20 protein-coding genes are annotated in these 21,224 nt (G+C 42.0%); 11 read left to right on the top strand and 9 right to left on the bottom strand.

Annotation, left to right across the window (positions count from 1 at the left end; all coding sequences use genetic code 11):
* Positions 1-318: 318 nt before the first annotated feature.
* A complete protein-coding gene (locus tag V7L01_RS20345; RefSeq protein ID WP_335037814.1) occupies positions 319-633 on the top strand; it encodes a hypothetical protein in 315 nt (104 codons plus the stop codon).
* A gap of 127 nt (positions 634-760) precedes the next feature.
* Here V7L01_RS20345 and menB read toward each other — a convergent pair whose 3' ends face one another.
* Positions 761-1,594 (bottom strand): 1,4-dihydroxy-2-naphthoyl-CoA synthase, encoded by an 834-nt coding sequence (menB, locus tag V7L01_RS20340; protein WP_335037812.1) that lies wholly within the window; start codon positions 1,592-1,594, stop codon positions 761-763.
* A gap of 141 nt (positions 1,595-1,735) precedes the next feature.
* Between menB and V7L01_RS20335 the strand changes: the two genes are divergently transcribed.
* Positions 1,736-2,608 carry an Rpn family recombination-promoting nuclease/putative transposase gene (locus V7L01_RS20335; RefSeq protein ID WP_335037811.1) on the top strand — a complete coding sequence of 291 codons (873 nt, stop codon included), beginning with the start codon at positions 1,736-1,738 and terminating at the stop codon, positions 2,606-2,608.
* 312 nt (positions 2,609-2,920) lie between these two features.
* Here the strand turns inward: V7L01_RS20335 and V7L01_RS20330 are convergent, their stop codons facing one another.
* Both V7L01_RS20330 and menD read right to left on the bottom strand, forming a co-directional pair.
* Complete coding sequence (locus tag V7L01_RS20330) at positions 2,921-3,658, bottom strand: restriction endonuclease (RefSeq protein ID WP_335037808.1); 738 nt, start codon at positions 3,656-3,658, stop codon at positions 2,921-2,923.
* 30 nt (positions 3,659-3,688) lie between these two features.
* Positions 3,689-5,479 carry a 2-succinyl-5-enolpyruvyl-6-hydroxy-3-cyclohexene-1-carboxylic-acid synthase gene (gene menD / locus V7L01_RS20325; RefSeq protein WP_335037806.1) on the bottom strand — a complete coding sequence of 597 codons (1,791 nt, stop codon included), beginning with the start codon at positions 5,477-5,479 and terminating at the stop codon, positions 3,689-3,691.
* A 176-nt stretch (positions 5,480-5,655) separates the two neighbouring features.
* Between menD and folB the strand changes: the two genes are divergently transcribed.
* The 3 genes from folB (at position 5,656) to V7L01_RS20310 (ending at position 9,084) form a co-directional block, all read left to right on the top strand.
* Positions 5,656-6,024, top strand: coding sequence for a dihydroneopterin aldolase (gene folB / locus V7L01_RS20320; protein ID WP_335037804.1), 369 nt, complete (start codon positions 5,656-5,658; stop codon positions 6,022-6,024).
* A gap of 1,058 nt (positions 6,025-7,082) precedes the next feature.
* Positions 7,083-8,369: a GGDEF domain-containing response regulator gene (locus V7L01_RS20315; protein ID WP_335037802.1), complete on the top strand. Its 1,287-nt coding sequence runs from the start codon at positions 7,083-7,085 to the stop codon at positions 8,367-8,369.
* Between the two features lie 154 nt (positions 8,370-8,523).
* Positions 8,524-9,084, top strand: coding sequence for a sugar O-acetyltransferase (locus V7L01_RS20310; protein WP_335037801.1), 561 nt, complete (start codon positions 8,524-8,526; stop codon positions 9,082-9,084).
* 3 nt (positions 9,085-9,087) lie between these two features.
* Here V7L01_RS20310 and V7L01_RS20305 read toward each other — a convergent pair whose 3' ends face one another.
* Both V7L01_RS20305 and V7L01_RS20300 read right to left on the bottom strand, forming a co-directional pair.
* A complete protein-coding gene (locus tag V7L01_RS20305; RefSeq protein WP_335037798.1) occupies positions 9,088-9,468 on the bottom strand; it encodes a calcium-binding protein in 381 nt (126 codons plus the stop codon).
* Positions 9,469-9,685: 217 nt separating this feature from the next.
* Positions 9,686-10,675, bottom strand: a complete 990-nt coding sequence (locus tag V7L01_RS20300) for a DUF1517 domain-containing protein (RefSeq protein WP_335037797.1) — start codon at positions 10,673-10,675, stop codon at positions 9,686-9,688.
* Between the two features lie 237 nt (positions 10,676-10,912).
* Here V7L01_RS20300 and V7L01_RS20295 point away from each other — a divergent pair, with 237 nt between their 5' ends.
* The 3 genes from V7L01_RS20295 (at position 10,913) to blaOXA (ending at position 13,692) form a co-directional block, all read left to right on the top strand.
* Entirely contained in the window at positions 10,913-11,143 is a 231-nt protein-coding gene (locus V7L01_RS20295; protein WP_335037795.1) for a hypothetical protein, read from the top strand.
* A gap of 294 nt (positions 11,144-11,437) precedes the next feature.
* Positions 11,438-12,670 (top strand): glycosyltransferase family 4 protein, encoded by a 1,233-nt coding sequence (locus tag V7L01_RS20290; RefSeq protein WP_335037792.1) that lies wholly within the window; start codon positions 11,438-11,440, stop codon positions 12,668-12,670.
* 110 nt (positions 12,671-12,780) lie between these two features.
* Positions 12,781-13,692 carry a class D beta-lactamase gene (blaOXA, locus tag V7L01_RS20285; RefSeq protein ID WP_335037789.1) on the top strand — a complete coding sequence of 304 codons (912 nt, stop codon included), beginning with the start codon at positions 12,781-12,783 and terminating at the stop codon, positions 13,690-13,692.
* On the opposite strand, the gene thiS is transcribed toward blaOXA, so the two are convergent.
* On the bottom strand, positions 13,689-13,901 hold the full coding sequence (thiS, locus tag V7L01_RS20280; RefSeq protein WP_335038435.1) for a sulfur carrier protein ThiS: 213 nt from the start codon (positions 13,899-13,901) through the stop codon (positions 13,689-13,691). The two genes, blaOXA and thiS, sit on opposite strands and share 4 nt — an antisense overlap.
* A gap of 82 nt (positions 13,902-13,983) precedes the next feature.
* A complete protein-coding gene (locus V7L01_RS20275) occupies positions 13,984-15,099 on the bottom strand; it encodes a thiamine phosphate synthase (RefSeq protein WP_335037787.1) in 1,116 nt (371 codons plus the stop codon).
* A gap of 761 nt (positions 15,100-15,860) precedes the next feature.
* Here V7L01_RS20275 and V7L01_RS20270 point away from each other — a divergent pair.
* On the top strand, positions 15,861-17,777 hold the full coding sequence (locus V7L01_RS20270) for a DUF1565 domain-containing protein (RefSeq protein ID WP_335037785.1): 1,917 nt from the start codon (positions 15,861-15,863) through the stop codon (positions 17,775-17,777).
* An 88-nt stretch (positions 17,778-17,865) separates the two neighbouring features.
* Here the strand turns inward: V7L01_RS20270 and V7L01_RS20265 are convergent, their stop codons facing one another.
* Entirely contained in the window at positions 17,866-18,729 is an 864-nt protein-coding gene (locus tag V7L01_RS20265) for an NmrA family NAD(P)-binding protein (RefSeq protein WP_335037783.1), read from the bottom strand.
* A gap of 239 nt (positions 18,730-18,968) precedes the next feature.
* On the opposite strand from V7L01_RS20265, the gene V7L01_RS20260 reads away from it, so the two are divergent.
* Together V7L01_RS20260 and V7L01_RS20255 are read left to right on the top strand one after the other, a co-directional pair.
* The gene (locus V7L01_RS20260) at positions 18,969-19,259 is read left to right on the top strand and encodes a hypothetical protein (RefSeq protein WP_335037781.1); all 291 of its coding nucleotides are present in this window, start codon (positions 18,969-18,971) and stop codon (positions 19,257-19,259) included.
* Positions 19,260-19,413: 154 nt separating this feature from the next.
* Entirely contained in the window at positions 19,414-19,791 is a 378-nt protein-coding gene (locus V7L01_RS20255; RefSeq protein ID WP_335037779.1) for a hypothetical protein, read from the top strand.
* Positions 19,792-19,880: 89 nt separating this feature from the next.
* On the opposite strand, the gene V7L01_RS20250 is transcribed toward V7L01_RS20255, so the two are convergent.
* Positions 19,881-21,110: a TetR family transcriptional regulator gene (locus V7L01_RS20250; protein ID WP_335037776.1), complete on the bottom strand. Its 1,230-nt coding sequence runs from the start codon at positions 21,108-21,110 to the stop codon at positions 19,881-19,883.
* Positions 21,111-21,224: the final 114 nt, after the last annotated feature.

Genomic DNA, 21,224 nt, shown 5'->3' with positions numbered 1-21,224 from the left:
GGTAACTAAACCAGACTATTTATATCAAATTATCTGCCTTAAGCTATTCTTAAGGAGGAAGTTAAAAGGCTAGAGAAATCAAAAGCTTTGGTTTTAGTCTTGATCCCTAATAATTTTTAGCCAAAATACATAGGTAACCACTCTAAGCATTATTTAAAAATATAACAAGAATATAAAAATATCCTAAAGTTTATTTTTTCGTCGGGATCGCTGAAACCTATAGAAAATAATGGCTTTTTGGCTTTTCTGCGTCTTTATATATAGAAGCAAAATATAAGGATGAAATCCAGCCGGAAACGGCACTGAAGATGAATCCAAATGAAACCCATTAAATTTTTAGCATCTGCCTGTAAATATTGCCGTCATTACCAGCCAGAAGGCCGTCGTGGCGGAGTGTGCCAGCAATTGGGAGCACCAGTTCAAGCAACTTGGAAGGCTTGCTCTTTGGCACTCCCACCTTTTGCACCTTCTTGGGAAACCTTGGAAGATGCTTGGAGTTTGCCAGATGCAGCCCCAGTTTTAACATCTCCTCAATCTCTAGCCTCAGATTTAGACAATACTGCTCTTGCCCCTGTTGAGGAAATAACTGCCTCTATATCTGAACAGGTAAAGACTAAGGCAGTGGTTATTTAGTTATCCATTATTACTGAACTGATTTTGTAGTTTGTTTAAGATAAGATTTGTTTTTAAGATTTTTAGTACTGTAAACGTTGACATTTACAAAAATCGCACCCTTTAGTTAGGTGCGATTTTTGCAATTTTAAGGTAACCAAGGAAAAGAGCGAAAATCTGGTGGCCGCTTTTCGAGAAAGGCTTGTTTGCCCTCAGCTCCCTCTTCTGTCATGTAATAGAGTAGGGTGGCATTGCCAGCAAGTTCTTGTAAACCAGCTTGTCCGTCACAATCAGCGTTGAAGGCGGCTTTGAGACACCGAATTGCGATCGGGCTTTTTTCTAAAATCTCCTGCGCCCATTGAATACCTTCCGCTTCTAGTTGTTCGACTGGGACGACGCAATTAATTAAGCCCATTTCTAGCGCTTGTTGTGCATCATATTGGCGGCAGAGAAACCAAATTTCTCTAGCTTTTTTTTGCCCCACAACGCGGGCGAGATAACTGGCTCCAAAACCACCGTCAAAACTGCCGACTTTGGGGCCAGTCTGTCCGAAAATGGCGTTATCAGCAGCGATGGTAAGGTCGCAAATCAAGTGTAGGACATGTCCACCACCGATCGCATATCCAGCTACTAAAGCAATCACCACTTTCGGCATGGAACGAATCAGGCGTTGTAAATCCAGCACATTCAACCGGGGAATGCCAGTTTCGTCCACATAACCCGCATGTCCCCGCACACTTTGATCGCCACCAGAACAGAAAGCATATTTGCCATCAGTGTGTGGGCCATATCCAGTAAATAGGACGACACCAATAGTAGTATCTTCACGAGCATTACAGAAAGCGTCGTACAGTTCAAAGACTGTTTCAGGACGGAAAGCGTTGCGTTTATGGGGACGGTTGATGGTGATTTTCGCAATGCCATCAGTTTTTTGATACAGAATATCTTCGTAGGTTTTGGCAGTTTGCCAGTTAATTTGCATTGGTATGGAGTGCGCTGTTGTGCTTGAGAATTTTATCGCGGACGTAGGGACATGCGATACCTGCGGTGGGCTACGCCTACGCTAAAATTGCTGTCTCAAGCCTTTACAATCTGGTAATTGTCTGGGTGTGGAGGAATAAAAATGCGATGTGACACCATTTTCTACAAATTATTTAAGCAATTTCCGGGTTTGTTGTTTGAATTAGTAGATGAACCACCCCCAGAAGCCCAAAACTACCAGTTTGAATCAGTTGAAGTGAAAGAAACCGCGTTTCGGATTGATGGAGTGTTTTTACCTCCGGCGAATGCAGTTTCCAAAACCGTCTTTTTTGCTGAAGTCCAGTTTCAGAAGGATGAAGACTTATATCACCGCTTCTTTAGCGAATTGTTTTTGTTTCTCTACCGTAACTCTATTCGTTACGATGACTGGTTTGGGGTCATAATTTTTGCTTCTCGCAGTCTGGAACCTTCTTCCGCTTCGATTCACCGCGCTTTGTTAGAAAGTGGTCAAGTCAGGCGGGTTTATCTGGATGAGTTGGGAGATTTGCGACAGCAACCTTTGGGATTAGGTTTGATGTTGCTGACAAATGTTACTTCTGAAACTGAAGCAGTGGAAGGGGCGCGGTTTTTGTTGGAACAAGCACGGCAACAATCGGAGCAAGCGATAATTGATTTAATTACAACGATTATTGTTTACAAGTTTTCTAAGCTTAGTCGAGAGGAGATTGCAGCAATGTTGGGACTGAATTTGGAAGAACCACGGGCTATTCTGGAAGCGAAGGAAGAAGGGCGAGAGGAAGGGAAGATCGAAGGGAAGGTTGAAGGAAAGGTTGAAGGAGAAAGAACGATCGTTTTACGACTATTAAATCGGCGCGTAGGTAATATTCCTGATGCGCTTCTGTCTCAGATTCAAGGGTTATCGGTGGAACAGTTGGAAGCTTTAGGTGATGCAATGTTAGATTTCTCTACTCTTGCTGATTTGTCAGGGTGGTTACAAGGTGAAGTAAGAGGGTAAGTTTCATCTAGAGATGCAGAGGAGAAGGGCGATCGCACTCCGTAAAATAATTATGGCTACAAATAAAGTTTCTCGAAGTGAAGAAGCATTTGCAGACACGCGGGTATATCAGAAGCAGTGGAAGAAGTGCGATCGCTCCTCCTGCGACTGTTAAAACGACTATTTTGTGAAATTGCTTAAGAAAGTTGTTGGAATTGAGATTGCGATCGCGGATTTGGAAGGGTGGTTATAAGGTCAATTAGAAAGTTAAGAGTGAGCGCGTTTTGCTCAAAACATTATGGCTACAAGCAAAAAACTGTCTAGAGTATTGCTTTATATAGTTTCTTCAAATAACACCTCGGAAAGTACTTCTGGTGGAGACCAAATACCTAACTGTGCTTTTACGTATGTCTTGCACAAAGACACCACTTTCTTCTCTTCCCCTAATCTTACTTTTTGTCGATCAATTGTTGAGAGTATCTCAAACAAATTATCACAGTAACCTGAAGTAGAAATAAATAATCCTCCCTCTCGATGCTCACGAACAATTACATTCAGAAAATCAAGTATTTTGGGATAACCTACACGTCCTCCAGCACGCCAATGCTTTATTTCTAATATGTAAACATGTTTGAATCCAGAAACTATACATTCTACAATAATATCTTTCCCGCCATCTTTACTTCCGGGAGTTAATTCTACCGAAAATCCTATTCCTTCTAATACTTCTGCTAATATCCTTTCTAAATCTCGCCATTCTAATGTGTTAAGACAGGATGAATCTTGTGCAATTAATCGAGCAAGTTTTTTACTAAAGTCTTTGATAGCTGCAATAACTTGTTTTTCTGATTCTAAATTAGAATTAGGTAATGGTTCACCTCGTTGTATTGCAGCAAGTTCCTTATCTAATTGTCCACTATTTACCTTACTAATAAGTACTTTACTATCAGGATAAATACGCTTGACTTCAGATAAAAAATTGTTATCTGTTTCTAATGGAGGGAAATAAAGAATGCCATGTTCATCATTCTCATTATTAAAAAAAACTTCGTATTCTCCTTGATATTTCATAAGCTAATGGTAGAAATATTTTTATAAAAGTTAAATTAGAATATCTGCGGCAAAGTTTCTTAAATTATCCTGTCGCCACTTTGCATCTAATTTCCGATTTGTCTGCAACTCTAAAACTCGAATTCCTTTAGCTGGTAGTGGGTTTAATTTTTGCTGCAACTGCTGCCAAGAATTAATCAATTCATGGGGCACATTATAAGTAGCACATAACTGAGCAAAATCAATATCCTGGGGAGTACCAAAAAACTCTTCAAATGGTGGGTCAAATTTGGCAATGGGTAACATTTCAAAAATACCACCGCCATTGTTGTTGATTAACACAATCGTTAGATGTCCGACAAATTTATTGCGGATTAAAAAACCATTAGTGTCATGCAACAGGGCTAAATCTCCCGTTAACATCACACTACTTTGCTGGCGATGGGCAATTCCTAAAGCTGTGGATAATGTGCCATCAATACCATTTGCACCCCGGTTAAAGTGCGATCGCACTCCTAAATTATTTGGTTTCCAGAAATATTCCACATCCCGCACAGGCATACTATTGGCAATAAACAGAGGCGTTCCGGGCGGTAAAATCTGAGAAATTAACCAAGCGGCTTTACTCTCAATGATTTCATCTATTTTCCCCATCGTTTGGTCAACAACTAACCTAACCTTAGTTTCCGCATCACACCATTGCTTTCCATAGTCTGAGGATAAAGATAAATTTATCTCCTCTGCCTTTATCTCTTCTATAGATATCCGTAAATGCGTCGTTCTCCCGTGCAAAGGGTCGAGGTTTTGGTCACTAGGATCAATTACCCAGCGTCGCGGTTGGGTTGCATCTATCCAGCTACGCAGTTCTTTACTTGTAGGCATTTCTCCCACCTGAATCACCATTTCGGGCGCTAGCTGCTTTGCTAGTTGCTGATTTCGCAAAATCAGGTCATAAGTGGAAATCAAATAAGGGTTGAGTTCGGCATAATTTCTGACTGGGGAGAGTCCCTCAGCTAGCACAGGCCATTTGAGAGTTTGGGAAAGTTGCGCGATCGCTCTACAATACTCCTGTGGTTGCTGTGGTTGGGCAACACCTGCGATAATAATGCCGCGATCGCATTCCTTCCATTGTTGGGGAATGGGGAATGGGGAATGGGGAAGGTGGGGCCCCCTCTGGGGATAAGGGGTAATGGGGAATGGGGTATTGCTTGTTATTCCTGCAAAAAAGTCTTCTGGGTGAAACTGCGATCGCAAATCACTCAAGTCGGTTCCATCAGGAACGGGTGCTAAGGGATCGCGAAAGGGAATATTCAAATGTACTGGCCCCTTTGTAGGAGTTTGCGATCTTTCCCAGCTATGAATTACCGTTTGTCGCAGGTAAGCTAGCATTCCCAGATCGGCGGAGGGTAAGGCTAACTCTGTTTGCCAATTTGGGTAGTTTCCATATAATCTCAATTGATCTATAGTTTGCCCAGAGTGACAATCTCGTAATTCTGGGGGTCTATCGGTGGTTAATATCAACAGTGGTACGCGACTATATGAGGCTTCGATTACTGCTGAATAAAAATTTGCTCCTGCGGTACCAGAGGTGCAAACAACTACCACAGGGCGTCCGGTTGCTTTAGCTTGTCCCAAAGCGAAAAAGGCGGCGGAACGTTCATCGAGAATGGAAATCGCTTCAATCTCAGGTGCTTGTTGAGCAAAGGCTACTGCTAAAGGTGTAGAGCGCGATCCAGGGCAAATGATAGCACAAGTCAATCCCAACCGCTTTAGCGTCTCTGTTAAAATATAAGCCCAAAGTTGATTAATATTCCTATAAGCGATCGGCATTAAATCAGACATAGCTATAAAACAATCTTAAATTTTAGATTTTGTTTAGGGATCAATTTAAAATCCATCTGGGATTTGACAAATGCAAAGATGGAACCCAACACCGCCATGCGAGTTTGTGGGAAGGAAAATCTCCAAGCAAACTTGCTCCAGTTTCTACAAAATGCACAATTTGCTCTCAAACATTTATGGACTGCATTCATTTAACGGGAATTCGCTGCTATGGCTACACTGGGTATCTGCGAGAAGAACAGGTGCTAGGGCAATGGTTTGAGGTGGATGTGAGGTTATGGTTGGATATCTCCACAGCGGCCAAGACTGACGCGATCGAAGACACTTTAGATTATCGCAGCGTCATTAGCTTGATACAACATCTGGTCAAAACGTCTAAGTTTGCTTTGGTGGAGAAATTGGTAACAACGATCGCAGATTCTATCCTCCAAGAGTGCGATCGTGCAACCCAAGTCCAAGTCATTCTGAGTAAACCTGCCGCACCTATTCCAGACTTTGGTGGCAAAATTAGCATTGAAGTGACTAAAAGTAAGTCCAATCTCTAAAGTACAAAATGTGTTTTTCTTCTCAGTATCTATAAGCTAGCAAGGAGAGGGGGTTTAAGTGGAGCGTGGAAATATCTCACAAAGAGAATCTTTCCTGCCATTACCCCCAGCAGCCGCTCGTTCTTAAAAAGCTAAATAATTACGCGATCTGTTGATGAGCATTTAACTTGCATGTTTTCAAATCTCAGGATTTGTAATTGAGTATTAACCAGAAGCGATAAATAGTTTTAAGTAATACTATTTCACTCAAACTTAAAAATTTAAGACACTTTCAGACAGGAATTTATACCCTGGCTCATCCTAATTATGTATGAAGATGCACATAACAATACCCCCGTGTAGTATACTCTTGCCAATGGTAGACTACACGGGGGATAAATATATATAGCTTCACAATCAAACGTTATCAGACAGAATCTATCTGTATGCAAAGCAGTATTAAAATCTTTAATTTCAGATAATGATTAATTTTCAGTAGTAATTTAGCGAACGAATATTATTACACAAAACACACTATATTATTTTTCTTAACTTATATGAAAGTAATATGCACTGATTTGATGAACTTTTATTCGCGAGCGTCCCAATTTTGCAAGAACATGTTTGTCAAAAGCAAACCAAGCGACAGCCTAGAGTTGCTATCCCATATCTTGCGATTGCTTCACTTTACTACGTTGCGTATAACCTGGGTTTGATATAACTCGCACGCTTGGGATGCTCCCCCTTTATTCTTGATTAATTTTTACATAAATACTATACTTACTATTTATAGTTTTTTAAAGAATATTACATATTTTTGAAAATCAGTTTGTGATTGCTGGTAATTTCTGTTTACTCTTAATGGCATGATATTAACCGCATGTACTAATCAAAATTAGCTTTGACAAGCACATAAATTATTGGAGGTTAATAACATGATGCTATTCGATCGATAGTCAGTATTTATATCAAGCAAGAAGACAGGATAGTTAGAGATTGTTTATGATAAGATAATTACCTTTACATCGAGTTTACACTGACAACAAAAATCTGAACCTTAGCAAACAGGTTACTGTAACATGTTCGCCCGCAAAATCCTAGTTGTTGAGGATGAAAAAATCCTAGCCTCAAATATTAGAAAAATTTTACAAAAATTAGGTTATTCAGTTTCAGAAATAACTAAGTCTGGTGAAGATGCAATAAAAAAGGTAGCAGAAACTCATCCACATTTAGTATTAATTGATATCTGCCTAGCTGGGGAAATTGACGGTGTACGCGTAGCGGATATTATCGAGAATCAGTTCCATGTACCTGTAGTATATTTAACAGATAGTTCGGAATATAAAACATTACATAAAAATCAGCTAAACGATGCTTTTAGTTACATAGTCAAGCCATTTATTGAAAGTGATTTACATTTTGCGATTGAAATGGCTTTGTACAAACATCAGACCAAAAAAATATTATTAGATGAAGAAAAACAGAGGCTGGCGGCAATTATTAACAGTATGGGCTATGCAGTAATTGTGACATGTGCAAATAGTTGTATTCAAATGATGAATCCCATAGCAGAAAGAATTACTGGCTGGAAGCAAAGTGAAGCGCTCGGTAAAGATTTAGTAGAAGTAGTTAACTTAGTTGACAAAATTACAGGAGAAACAATTGGAAATTTAGCCAGACATGTAATCGAAACAGGGGAAGTTTTAAATTTACCAGAAAATTGTACATTGATTACCAAAGATGGCAAAGAAATAGCGATTGGGGATAATATTGCACCCATCCGCGATGGAGATGGCAATATTACTGGCGCGGTTTTAGTTTTTCAAGACATCACCAAACGCAAGGAGACAGAGGCGCAACTGATGCGTAATGCGTTTTATGATGGGCTGACAGCATTACCAAATCGTATTTTATTTTTGGATCGGCTCACACAAACAATTGAACGTAGCAAACGCAGAAGCGATTATTATTTTGCAGTTTTGTTTTTGGATTTAGATGGCTTCAAAGAGATTAACGATCGCTTTGGGCATGGAGTAGGAGATGATTTTTTAGTAGCGATCGCTAGACGTTTAGAGTCGTGCTTACGCGGTGGCGATACTGTAGCACGATTTGGTGGTGATGAGTTTACTGTTCTTTTAGAGGATATTAAAGATATTACCGACGCTACCAATGTTGCCAAACGCATTCAAGACTCTTTACGATTGCCCCTTAGCCTGAATGGATATCAATTATCTACTACAGCTAGCATTGGTATTACTTGGAATTTTAGTAATTATGAGGAGCCTGCAACTATGCTGCGAGATGCTGATATTGCTATGTACCGAGCTAAACGGCAGGGAAAAGCTACTTATGCCATATTTAGTTAATTAGTCCTTTCTGCTGCCACTTCAATCAAATTACCTGACTTTCTTCACAACTATCTGAAATATTGATTCATGGCAGTTTCATGTGGATGGAATATGCTACTCTAGCCGCTACTAAGGTGTATCCTACACAATAGAGGAGCTACATAAGTCTGTCATGGAAAAAACCGAAAAACAGAAAATGCTCGCAGGCGAATTATATCTGGCGGAAGATCCAGAATTGGCTGCGGAAAGTAAGCGAGCGAGTCGTCTGTTGCGAAGGTACAATTCTACAACTGAAGAACAGCAAGATCAACGACAGCAAATTTTGCAAGAATTATTTGGAAAGATCGGTGACAAAGTATCAATTGTGCCACCTTTCCACTGTGACTATGGCAGTAATATTTTCGCTGGTGACAGATTGTATATGAACTATGGCTGTGTAATTTTAGACTGTAATACAGTTCATATTGGTGAAAATGTCTTGTGCGCTCCTTATGTACAAATTTATACTGCTTATCACCCTACAGAGCCGGAAATTCGTCTTTCTGGTAGAGAATTAGCTGCCCCAATTAACATTGGTAACAATGTCTGGATTGGTGGCAGTGCAATTATTTGTCCAGGTGTAACTATTGGCGATAACACAACCATTGGTGCTGGCAGTGTCGTTGTCAAAGACATACCTGAGAATGTTGTCGCTGCTGGTAATCCCTGCCGCGTCATTCGCTATTTGTCGTAGAATTTAAAACTTATACCCTCTAGCAATCCAATAGAGCCAGTCTGCGATCGCTTCTTCAGTTTCGCTGTCAGCATCAATGGCTGTTATTTCAGATAACTTTGCAGAATATACATCTTCATCTTTACCATTGATGTAAGCCACTTCTACAAGCATATCTTTTAAGCACTCATCATCTGGGGCCATTCCCAGCACTTCAACTTGTTTCTCCTCGGCAGCACCTGATTTGCGTCCCTTCTTAGTCCATTTAGCCACAAACGGAAAATTCAGAACCTCCTCAAGGTAGTAGTACCAACCCATGGCCCGGTCTTCTTTATCTTCAGCATCTACAATGATCTCTGTTTTAATACGATGCTCTCGGTTTTCGTCGAGTTCAACACTAGGCATAAGATAACGCTTTGCGTATAATGCATTTTGATAATACTACCAAAGTCAATACTTAAGAATAATTTTTCTAAAATATAGTTAAGTATATCTAAGCTCGACAAAAAACCGCCTGCGATCGACAAGCGGTTTTGTAGTAATTACCCTCAAGGGGGAACTTTTTTGTTGGGCTAAGATGCTAAGTTTTTTCTTAGCGCTTCATCAAGAAATTTCTTAGAGATTAAACAAGTCTCAAATCAGGATAATTTGCCAACACATCATCAGATGTCAGGGTATCATTTTCAGCTTGCGGAGTCCAAAGAACTTCAATTGCCAGAAGTTTCTCGCTGGGGATACTACCAATTTGCCGCAAAGCTTGACGCAAATCATCAGCACTATTAATGGCTGTTGGAATGTCAAACTTACCTAATGTCGCCGCTAGCAAGGTGACGATGATGTATTCGCCAGGGCCTTCAGTAAATAGACGGGTAGGGTTGTCGAGTTCGCCAGCCGGAGGTAAAGCATCTTTGGCTAGGGCTGCTCTTAACTGGTTGTTGACGTTAGAAAGAGTTTCCTCGCTAAACTTGCTGCGTTCTGCCAGTGACAGGCGATTAAACTGACTTTCAGCTGAATTTAAACTCGCTTGTTGAGTACCACCACCTGCATATACAAAGTATTCGGGATGGCGGAGTAAAGCTAGGCTGGCTTCTTGAAGAATTTCTGCTCTTCCCTCTGGGGTGTTAGTATCAGCAGTTTCAGCAATGTGGTTGAGTTCATTTTGCAATTCACGGGCTTGAGCTAACAAACCTACTTGCAAACGAGTTACAGAAACAGGAGAGTTGCTGCTGTATCCTACTTCTTCAGTTTCACCGCTAGAGACGCGGCGGAAAGTTTGCAATAAGAAATTAGCGATCGCAAAGAAGATTAAGATGCCAAATAGACCACCAAATCCTCCCCCAATACCCCAGAAGGGAAGTAGGAAGGGAAAGCCGAAACCACCACCAAAACCACCACCAGGATAGTATCCGCCGCCACCAGGATAGTATCCGCCCCCACTAGGAGGTGCATAGGTGCGGCTAGAAGGTGCTCTAAACGAGCCACCACCGATACGGCCCCCACTGCGAGCCGCTAATGCTCCATCGGCGTGACTAAAAGCCAAAGTTAACACCAGTCCCAGGGCTAAGAAGGTTTTTAACAGTGGTTTGATGGTTTGTTGTAGTTTTTTACGCATAATACAATCGCTTGGAAAACTGAATTTTTATGATTTCTCCCCATACTGGTAGGAGTCTTACGATCTTTCGCTAACGCCAGCCCCTAAGAAGCAAGCTTTGTAGCATTCACGTAGCATTTACTTTTAAAGGCTACATATTCAATCTACCGCGTCTTCTGCTGTGTAGGCAGCGATCGCAGGGGGGATTTCTCGACTGGGGAACCGTACCTTAAGATATGTTCATCAGAGAAATTTGCGATGGAACAATTCTTGCTACCTCTTGGACTAGTACTTTCAGACTACAGTCTTGGACTCAGTACAGCATTTACTACATCTGTCGGCTTTATATTTACGCATATACTGCAAGCTAGCAAATGTCCGGGATGCTCATCAGTCAACCAAACCAGACACCAGATAGCTATCAAATACTTATCCAAGTTTTTGGCATTTTGGCACAACATTCCTAGAGGATTCGGGATATTCTATTGAACGTAGTTAAATTTCGTAATTTTTGCAACAGTTGTTCACTGAGCAATTTGGTTACAAGTGTCAGCTTTAATTTATTGTTCGTCATGCACAGAAATTCTCTAGTCGTGAGAAATTTGCAGCCAAAATAAAATCAACACAATAAAAAAACAATCTTCCTAGCTAATATTATAAAATCAGCTACAAATTTGTCTACCAGATTCGTTTTAAAAGAAATAAAATAATAATTGTGGCTTTGAAAGTAATCCTAATTGTAAATAAATTAAAAATTATTTGAAATATAGTCAGCAATTTATTATGGAACATATTTCTCAACTAACAGCCGAAATCAGAGACAAAGCCGCATACCCAGATATCCTAGTCATATCCCGGATCTTCCTGCCGAAAGAAGCTGTAATTGGGGAATATATCTACAATCGCTGTCTTCAAGATCCAGAACGAGTTATTGTGCTGGCGGCTAGTTGCTCAGGAGATAAAGTATTTGATGAAAGTCAACAGTTTCCCGTGTATCGCTGGCCTTATCCTAGATACTGGGGTAATGGCTGTGTGGAAAGTATCCTGAAGCCTTTGGTGAATATCGTCTGCTCATTTGTCTTAGCAATCAAACTTTATTTTCGCTATCACTATCGTTATATAGAGTGGGGTCACGGCTATGACTTTCCTTCACTGTTGCTATTGAGCTATTTCTTGCCTATTCGCTTTTTTATCTATTTGCACGGCAACGATCTTCTTTCTACTTTACACAATCCCCTGCTGCGATCGCTGTTTAAACTAACACTCAAGCGAGCCGAAGGTATTGTTTGTAACAGTTCTTATACACAAGACTATCTCAGAACTGCTTTGCGATTAGATACTCCTACCCACGTTATTAACCCAGTAGTCAGACCAGAAAAATTTGGTAATAATGTCGCGAGTCCCAGTAGCCTTGATGATTTACGCGTTCGCGTGCGTCAAGCGTACAATATTCCCGAAACAGCAATAGTTATTCTCTCAGTCGGAAGGCTAGTAAAAAATAAAGGTTTCGACCGAGTAATTGATAACGTCCCACTATTGCTAACTTTTGGGGTTGATGTCCACTATATAATCTGCGGTCAAGGGCCAACTGAATCTGAACTTAAATCTTTGGCGCATCGTTTGCGGGTACATAAACGGGTGCACTTTGCCGGATATGTACCAGAGCGCGAACTAGCTGGTTATTATGCAGCTTGTGACATATTTGCCATGCTGACTTTATTGGATGCTAGAGATAATAATATGGAGGGTTTTGGTATGGTTTATTTAGAAGCAAGTTACTTCGGTAAGCCTGTAATTGCCCCTCGCTTAGGCGGTGTTCTAGATACAGTTCAGCATGAGGAGAATGGCATACTGGTTAATGTCAATTCTGGTTATGAAGTTTTTCAAGCTTTCAATCGGTTATGCAAAGACCAGCAACTACGGGAACAACTCGGTCGCAAAGGCAAAGAATTAGCCAAGCGCAGAACCCTTCATCGGTCGCTTTATAAATCAGAGGGGAGAAACGCCATTTTGTGAGATGAATGCACATTCAGCGCCCCCACCGTGTATCTCATTCTTCTAAAAAATATCTACAAATAAGCAAGATTGCAGTGTAGGATCTCGCTTGTGATTCGATTAAATATGCAATGAAAAATATCTTGTTTCGCATGGGGCGATTCCTTGGGCGTTACACGCAGCGCCGAACGCAATCTCTTGTGTTTACAATAATTGGATGTCTTGCTGTATTAAGTGCGATCGCCTTTGGGACAATGTATGTTCTCGCTGAACCTGCTTCCACCTCATCTGAACGTCCCGCTATTAAAGCGCCGAATTTGGGGCGACATTTTCAAGAATTCGGGCGTGAAGGCTCAATCTTAATTTACGACTCAAAAAATAACCGCACCTATGAACATAATGCTCAACGTAATGCAACTGCCATCGCTCCAGCTTCCACATTCAAAATTTTTAACGCGCTGGTGGCGTTAGAAACAGGTGTAGTTCCTGATGATGTGGCGGTTCTCACTTGGGATGGAATTCACCGAGATATTGATGCCTGGAATCATGATACAAATTTGCGTCAAGCCTTTAAAGATTCAACTGTTTGGTTTTATCAAGTACTGGCACGTAGGGCTGGACATGAACGAATGCAGCAATTTATTAATAAAGTAGGTTACGGGAACCGTCAAATTGGCACTGCCGCAGACATCGATCGTTTTTGGCTAGAACAGCAGCTATTGCAAATTACACCCAAAGAGCAAATTAAGTTTTTGCAACGGTTGGATCGAGGCGATTTGCCTTTCTCGCAACGGACAATAAATCTTGTCAAAGACATTATGATCCGCGAACAAACTCCAGACTACACACTGCGGGGAAAGACGGGATGGTTAACGACTACCAAACCAAATGTTGGTTGGTTCGTGGGTTATTTAGAGCAAAACAAAAACGTCTATTTTTTCGCGACAACCCTTGATATGCAAAAATCGGAAGATGCACCCGCCCGCATTGAGATTACACGACGTAGCCTCAAGGATTTGGGCTTGCTGACTCAAATTAACTAACCACCACCAACGATAGTTACCACTTCTAAGCGATCGCCTGGTTGCACTTTTGTTTCCGGCCAAAACTGGCGGTGTAAAATTTCCCCATTATACTCTACAGCCACCAAGCGGGGATTAAAACCCAACTGTTGGAGTAAGTCGGGTAAAGAAGTTTGAAACGAGCAGCTATGGGTTTCCCCATTTATCTGAACCGTAATCTCATTAGACATAATATGTGTGTGGGGCATTGGAAATTGGGTATTGGTTACTCACTTTGGGCAAATGACTAATGACTAATGACTAATGACTATTTTAAAGTTCTGGTTTAATGCGATTAAGTTGCGAGAGCAAATATTGTGTCACTAGGGTAGGCTGTTCGGCTTGCATGAGCGATCGCACCACCGCTACACGTTCGGCTCCCGCATCGATTACATCATTGATATTATTGGCATCTATTCCCCCAATCGCAAACCAGGGAATTGAGCAATTTTTGGCAGCATAGCTGACATATTCTAAACCTGTGGCTGCCTTACCTACTTTCGTGGGAGTTTCATAAACTGGCCCCACGCCAATGTAATCTACACCTTCAGCAATTGCTCCTTGCATTTCTTCTTTATTTGTGGTAGAAAGACCTATCAAACGCTGTGAACCCAGTAATTGCCGAGCAACAGCAATAGGCATATCTTGTTGTCCCAGATGCACGCCATCAGCATCGACAGCTAAAGCTACATCCACGCGATCGTTAACGATGAACAAAGCGCCGTAGATGTGGCATAACTGCCGGAGTTTTTTAGCTTGTTCCAGACGCAAAGAATCATCGGCGGTTTTGTCGCGGTACTGTAGGAGCGTTAATCCCCCTTTGAGTGCAGCTTCGACGTTGTTCAACAAACTATCACTTGGGGAAGTTACAAAATACAGACGCGATCGCCACAACAATTGATGGCGCTGATGACCCATTAAACTACTTTCTAAGGTATAAACCTGATAGCGCATCTGCTTACAAGCTTTAGCCATATTTGGCTGGTAAAGCTTGCTGTATTCTTCCAACACCCGTAATGCTTCTTCTATCCGGCAAAAGTTAGCTTGCAAGACCGATTTTATACTAGCTCGTTGTTCTTCCTGAGGATGGGTTAATTCAGTCCCCAGATCGCCTGGTGTATCTCGCGCCGCCCGCAATTCGGAGGTATGCCACTTAGCTACATCTTGCCGCAAGCGCTTGCATTCAAGAGCCAACTGAGCATTATTTAACCCAAACCGACACCATTCCTCGATAATTCGCAAGCCCTCACGAGCGCGGTCTAAATTCGCATCTAAAATGCGGTAAACAACTTGCTGTATTTGCTCTTTTTGGCTGTATGGCTCGACCATTACAACAACCCCATTAGTGCTTTCATCGAAGTGTGAATTATCATAAGTCCTAGTAACCATAGTTAATTAATTTGCTTTTTTTTACTGGATTTTTGCTGAATCTACGCAAAACAACGTAGTAGTGAGGGTTAGGCTAAATTATCCCATGTTCCTATAGGCAGTGATAAGGGTAGTTTGAGGCTACAGTTTCGCACTAAGCTTAGTCAAGTATTTTATGGTAAACGACAAGCTGACAAAGGATTCAGAAGAAGGGATAGACCAGAAAATAGACAGTGGGCAAATTAAATTTTATCTATCACACACTCATACTTATTCTATGAGTGCTTCTTGTTCCATAAGTTATATCCTATGCAAGCAGCCAAAGATTAAACCATTAAGCCAGTGCTACACAACTTCCCTTCACGATAATGGCGGCCATACCTTAGTAATATCTTTGCGCTTATTTGCTGTAAATTTCAATAAACGATTAGTAGTTTTGTATTGAAAAACCTCGGACGATCGCACGTATAACTGATAGAACAGAGTTCTCATCTCCAACTTCAAATCTTTGTGCATCAAAGCTCAAGGAGATAAACACGCCTTAACAGATAAAATTCCACAAAGCCAAGGGTATTGTTGTATAACCCCACTCTTTTTGAGCGAGGCTATTTTAGCGATCGCGTAGCGTGTCTTTTAGGACAAGGTATTTTTGAACAGACACAATATCATTTATTGCTATGTATTAAATATCGCCAATCGGTAAATATATGAGTAATATTATCGACATAATACTCTTTAAGAGTATCAGAATTTATTATTACTTCTAAGGAGTCGTGTTAAATATGATTCTCCCTCGTGTGTTTCCTGAGTACCGTAGAGTACATGTTCTGCTTGCAAATCTGAAGTTTTTGAAATCAGCAAGGCTTTTATTTTTTAGTTTTTCAGTATTATCTTTTACCGTAGGCATGGGAACGGCAAGTATGGCGTTCCTGGGTACAAGCCTGGGTAGTGCGATCGCTCAGATGCCATCGACACAAAATTCAGCGCCTCTAAGTGAGAAAACACCTTCTCTGGCTAACGTGCTGTTTGTCAACCCTAGTGTTGGAGATGACAAGGCAGGTAATGGCAGCGAATCCGCTCCTGTAAAAACAATTACCCATGCGTTGCGATTAGCTAACGCTAATACTGTAATTATGCTTTCCACCGGCACTTATAGCGCCGAGACAGGAGAGGAATTTCCCTTAATGCTGAAACCGGGTATTTCAATTCAAGGCAACCCTAGCAATCAAGGTAAGGACATTATCATTCAGGGAGGCGGAGATTACCTGAGTCGGAGCTTTGCCGGTCAAAACGTCACAATTGTCGGGGCAAACCAAGCCTCGCTCACTGGGGTAACGGTGACGAACTCTAATCGCCGTGGTTACGGTTTATGGATTGAATCTTGTAATCCGGTAGTCGCGGAAAATACATTTACTGGCAGTACCCAAGATGGGATTTCTGTCAGTGGTAATGCTGCACCCACCATTAGCAAGAATTACTTCGATCGCAATGGAGCCAATGGCATCACAATTGCGGGTAACTCCAGTCCCCAAGTGAAGGAAAATGTCTTTCACCAAACAGGTTTTGGGATTAATATTGCTCAAAATGCCGCTCCTATAGTCATAGGTAATCAAATTCAGAACAATAGATCGGGCATTGTGGTACAAGCAAATGCCAAGCCGATTTTACGGAATAATTCTATTCAAGATAATAAAGAAGATGGTTTAGTTGCGATCGCTCAAGCAATGCCAGATTTGGGTAGTGCATCCGAACCTGGAGGTAATGCATTTCAAAATAATGCTCGCTACGACATTAACGCCAGCGCTGCTAAACAGGTGATTTCTGCTGGTGGTAACAATCTTGTGAGCGATCGCATCAGTGGGAAGGTAGATATTAACGGGACAACAGCACTAGCAGCCCAAACTTCTCAACCCGTCCCTGCTGCCAATAACGTATTACGAGAAATACCACCAACTGGGGAAATCACCTTCTCGGCTCCCGAAACCTCTGAAACTCCTAATGGGCAAACCAGCAACAGCATTTCAGCAAATACTCCTGTTCCTAGACAATTAAACAATCAACTGCTGCCATTAATGCCAGCCAATGCACCACTTTCCCCGCCTATATCCAATCAACAACCACCCACCTCTAAAGTCGCCGGATTTCCAACTCCTAGCAGCTTGGTAGGTAGACAAATACCAACTAACACTTCAAGAGTTGCAACTTCCAATCCAGCACAGCCCCTCGATCCACCACAGTTAAATTATGTGCGAATCGATCCTAATACGATTGAGTTTACTGCCCCTGAGTATCCATCCAATTCAGTTGCACAGCCACCAGTTCCAAGTGTGAGGGAGCAAACACAGCAGCCATTACCAATATTAGAAACTTCTGCTTCTCGTGCTTCAGAACTTTTACCACTTCCCGATCGCAATATCCCTATTGGTAATACTCGCAATATCCGAACAAGTTCTGCAAGTATTCCTTATAGTGGTAGCTCTACAACACAATTTGGTATACGTTATCGCGTAGTAGTTCCACTCTTCACTGATAGAGATCGAGATTTAGTGCGATCGCTTGCTCCTGGTGCGTTTCCCACAGTTTGGGAAGGTCAAAGAGTTATGCAAGCAGGAGTATTTAGCAGTGAATATAACGCTAAAGAAATGCTCAAAACCCTCTCTAATAATGGTTTAAGAGCCATTATGGAGCCGTTGAATTAACTGGGCATGGGGCATGGGGCAAAAGACATGGAATTAGCGAGACAAAGCACCTCAAAATGAATATCGATCTACTTGAGAGAGCGATCAGTTAAACAACAGAATGCGCTAGTTCTGCGATGTAACTCTCTAATGAAACTACTCCTCGTGTAACAAGATCGTGGGGTGGCATCTCTCCTTCGATTGCAAGGGTTGTCATATTGGAGAAAGATGCTGCTGCTGAGTTTGAAAATCCCATATTCTGCATTGTCTTTATCCACTGGTCACGCGGAGTTTCCACTACCTTGACTGGTTTTTGTAAAACTTTGGCAAATGCTTGTGCAACGTTGAGCGAAGAATATTTTTCTGGGCCTTCGATGTTGTGTAGCCCTGTATTCTCTATTGGCTGTGTCATCAAACGCGCTGCCAACTGACCAATATCGCGTGGGGCTACCATCGGCAATGCAAAATCGGTTGGAAAGAAGGTATGGATTACGCCATCCTGTTTAGCTGATTGTAAAGATAAGTCCCAATTGCTCATATAGTAGGCAGCGCGGATGATACTAAATGGTATGGACTGGGCGGCGAGTTGCTGCTCCATTTCGTAAAGCACTCCCAAATCGCCAATTTGAGAACCGGGTTGCGCTCCATAAGTGGATTCGGCAACGATTTTCTCTAAGCCAGAGTCTCTTATCGCTTCCAGAATGGATGCCAAGCTTTTTCTTTCTTCAACATCTGTGTCTGTCGCCGGGTCAGCAGGTGGATTAAGCAGGAAAAGACGTTTACCCTTTGCAAACAAGCGGCGTAGTTCTACGGTATTATGCGCGTCTACAACTTCAACCATCGCGCCGCGCTTCTGCCATTCAGGAATAGACGCAGAATGGCGTGAGACGATGGTTACTGGCTCACCTTGTGATAACAGCGTTTGTGCTACAGCAGAACCAACGTGACCATTGCCACCAAGAATGATGTGCATGGGAAAAATCAAGAACGATAGGTACGGAAGAAATATAAGAAAAGTGCAGTGTTGCACTCAAGCAGCCCAACTATTTATATTTAGTCTAAACTCCAGTTACCAACTTAGGTTCAGAAATTGGTATTTGATTACTGAAGTTACTTATGTGGTGCGCGATCGCCTTTGCTGTAAGTTGAGTTGAGCTAAGGAAACCCCATCATCTAATACTCCGACACGATTTCAAAGTACCTCAACATGAATTGGAAGTACTCCAACACGATTTCAAAGCACCTCAACATGACTTGGAAGTACTCCAACACGATTTCAAAGTACCTCAACATGACTTGGAAGTACTCCAACACGATTTTAAAGTACCTCAACATGACTTGGAAGTACTCCAACACGATTTCAAAGTACCTCAACATGACTTGGAAGTACTCCAACACGATTTCAAAGTACCTCAACATGACTTGGAAGTACTCCGACACGATTTCAAAGTACCTCAACATGACTTTAAGGTATCTGTTGCTTATTTAATGTTACTTTTTTAACAAACTTAATAACTTTTTCAGTACAGTTACTTAAAAATAATTAGGTCGATCTTAATTTGCTTTAATTTTTCCGAATTATCTCTCAGAGAAGTTTATTGTTGCATTGGCTAGAGTACATGCAGTAATCCTATAACTTGCTTCAGGAGCGCATTTCATGACACGACTAAAACGCAGTTCACCCGCTCTCGAAAAGGCTCTCCGTCGAATTGCAGGAATGCGATCGATTAGCCCGACGCTAGAATTTGGCAACGGATTGAGTTTGACAGACTACGACAGCCGCATCCAAAACTTGCAAACCCAGCTATCAACCTACAACACTTTACTCTCTACCCTGGATGAGATGACGGGTCGCCTCTCTCTAATTGAAGAAGAATTAGGCGGCTATTCTGAAAAGATGTTAATGAGTGTGGCAACGCATTATGGCAAAGACAGTTTGCAATATGTCCAGGCGGGAGGCAAGCCACGCAAGAATTCATCACGCCGTTCGAGCAACACCCAATCCCCATCTGATACCGTTTCACTTTCAGACTGATACAGATGGCAGGCAGGGGAGGCAGGGGAAGTAATTTGTATCAATAATTTAGTTAAATAGTATGAGAGTACAGCTAATCTCCGCACTCCCTATCCCGGTTTATGATCCAAACGGGTGGCTTGCTCTAGGGCGGCTTTTTCTTTAGCTCGGCGGACATAGGGTTGTAATTGGGCGCGATCGCAACCTGTTAAAATATTCAGGTTTTCCAAGGTAATCCCCCGCATTAACATTTCTACGCGCCAGGTTTGTTGTGCTTGTGCTACAGCTGGTGTTTGTCCTTGAGGAGTTAATAGTCCTTGACTCCATACTTGCCAACGTGTCTCAAGCTCTGATTCTGAGATGGGTGTGCCTGTTTCATTCAAAAACATAGCTGTTTGAGTATCTTTACGACTTTTCAGCCATTTGATTAAAGGATTATTAGTAAAAGAACCGTAGCGTTTGCCCAAAATCCACTGATTAACAGGTACTTGTCGGACAAATCCGGGAATTGTAATTTGCAAGAAGTGCCCTTGAGTATCGTAGATTTGATGCGATCGCTCCAAGCTAATTATTTCTGTGGCGGATAACCCAGCCCCAAATAACACATAAGCCAAGGCATAATCTCGGATTCCGAATTTTCTAGCTTGTTGCAGAATTTCGTGAACTAAACTAGCAGGCAAATCAGCTACTTCTGTGGTAATGAACCCGCCTTGTAAAGAGTTCATTGCTGATTCTGCTGAAGATGACATCGCTCCATGTAAAAACAACTCCACCAAATTTTCCAGAAAATCATCCCGATCCTCCCAAAGTTCGTGAAATTCGCTGGTGAACTCAATTACGGCATATCCCAAGATCATCCCATTCAGCAAACTGGCTAATTTTTCTGCCGGTAAATAGGTATTTAGGTGGCCTTGCTGGATTACAGTAGCTAAATACTGTGCTACATAGCGGTTTGCTTCTGTTACTCCCCTGCCTAGGGCGCGGCGATTTTCTGCCGGGAATTGGTCGGCTTCACCTACCACAGACCGGACGAACTCTGGCACTCGTTCTAATGCATGTAAGCTGTCACTTGCATAATCTTTAAGAGCTTGGTAGACATTGCCGGGAGGCGTTGCCCGCCGCACCAGCGACTCACCTAAATCCTTGAAAGCTGCGGACTCTTCCAGCACAGCCAAAAGCAGTCCATGCTTATTGCCAAAATTCCGAAATAGAGTCACTTCGTTGACTTCGGCTTTTTCAGCAATTTGGCGGGTTGTGGTAGCGCTGACTCCGTGAGCAGAAAACAACTCAAGTGCAGCTTGAATCAGGCGTTGACGAGTTGAAACGAGTTGAGATGACATAGAAAAATGCAAGTGGCACTTGCACGGTTATCAGAGTTCTGCTAGCATAACAAATGTAAGTGATACTTGCTTTACTCTACCCTACGGGTGACGCTCCTGCGTCGCTAGCGCTAC

This window comes from Nostoc sp., from assembly GCF_036917095.1.
In the GTDB taxonomy this organism is placed as follows: domain Bacteria; phylum Cyanobacteriota; class Cyanobacteriia; order Cyanobacteriales; family Nostocaceae; genus Nostoc.
The sequence above is the reverse complement of the archived record's forward strand: the minus strand, read 5'-3'. Positions and strand labels throughout refer to the sequence as shown.

Coding starts and splice junctions, on each gene's coding strand:
- V7L01_RS20345 (WP_335037814.1), top strand. CDS start 319: ATGAAACCCATTAAATTTTTAGCATCTGCCTGTAAATATTGCCGTCAT.
- menB (WP_335037812.1), bottom strand. CDS start 1,594: ATGCAAATTAACTGGCAAACTGCCAAAACCTACGAAGATATTCTGTAT.
- V7L01_RS20335 (WP_335037811.1), top strand. CDS start 1,736: ATGCGATGTGACACCATTTTCTACAAATTATTTAAGCAATTTCCGGGT.
- V7L01_RS20330 (WP_335037808.1), bottom strand. CDS start 3,658: ATGAAATATCAAGGAGAATACGAAGTTTTTTTTAATAATGAGAATGAT.
- menD (WP_335037806.1), bottom strand. CDS start 5,479: ATGTCTGATTTAATGCCGATCGCTTATAGGAATATTAATCAACTTTGG.
- folB (WP_335037804.1), top strand. CDS start 5,656: ATGGACTGCATTCATTTAACGGGAATTCGCTGCTATGGCTACACTGGG.
- V7L01_RS20315 (WP_335037802.1), top strand. CDS start 7,083: ATGTTCGCCCGCAAAATCCTAGTTGTTGAGGATGAAAAAATCCTAGCC.
- V7L01_RS20310 (WP_335037801.1), top strand. CDS start 8,524: ATGGAAAAAACCGAAAAACAGAAAATGCTCGCAGGCGAATTATATCTG.
- V7L01_RS20305 (WP_335037798.1), bottom strand. CDS start 9,468: ATGCCTAGTGTTGAACTCGACGAAAACCGAGAGCATCGTATTAAAACA.
- V7L01_RS20300 (WP_335037797.1), bottom strand. CDS start 10,675: ATGCGTAAAAAACTACAACAAACCATCAAACCACTGTTAAAAACCTTC.
- V7L01_RS20295 (WP_335037795.1), top strand. CDS start 10,913: ATGGAACAATTCTTGCTACCTCTTGGACTAGTACTTTCAGACTACAGT.
- V7L01_RS20290 (WP_335037792.1), top strand. CDS start 11,438: ATGGAACATATTTCTCAACTAACAGCCGAAATCAGAGACAAAGCCGCA.
- blaOXA (WP_335037789.1), top strand. CDS start 12,781: ATGAAAAATATCTTGTTTCGCATGGGGCGATTCCTTGGGCGTTACACG.
- thiS (WP_335038435.1), bottom strand. CDS start 13,901: ATGTCTAATGAGATTACGGTTCAGATAAATGGGGAAACCCATAGCTGC.
- V7L01_RS20275 (WP_335037787.1), bottom strand. CDS start 15,099: ATGGTTACTAGGACTTATGATAATTCACACTTCGATGAAAGCACTAAT.
- V7L01_RS20270 (WP_335037785.1), top strand. CDS start 15,861: ATGATTCTCCCTCGTGTGTTTCCTGAGTACCGTAGAGTACATGTTCTG.
- V7L01_RS20265 (WP_335037783.1), bottom strand. CDS start 18,729: ATGCACATCATTCTTGGTGGCAATGGTCACGTTGGTTCTGCTGTAGCA.
- V7L01_RS20255 (WP_335037779.1), top strand. CDS start 19,414: ATGACACGACTAAAACGCAGTTCACCCGCTCTCGAAAAGGCTCTCCGT.
- V7L01_RS20250 (WP_335037776.1), bottom strand. CDS start 21,110: ATGTCATCTCAACTCGTTTCAACTCGTCAACGCCTGATTCAAGCTGCA.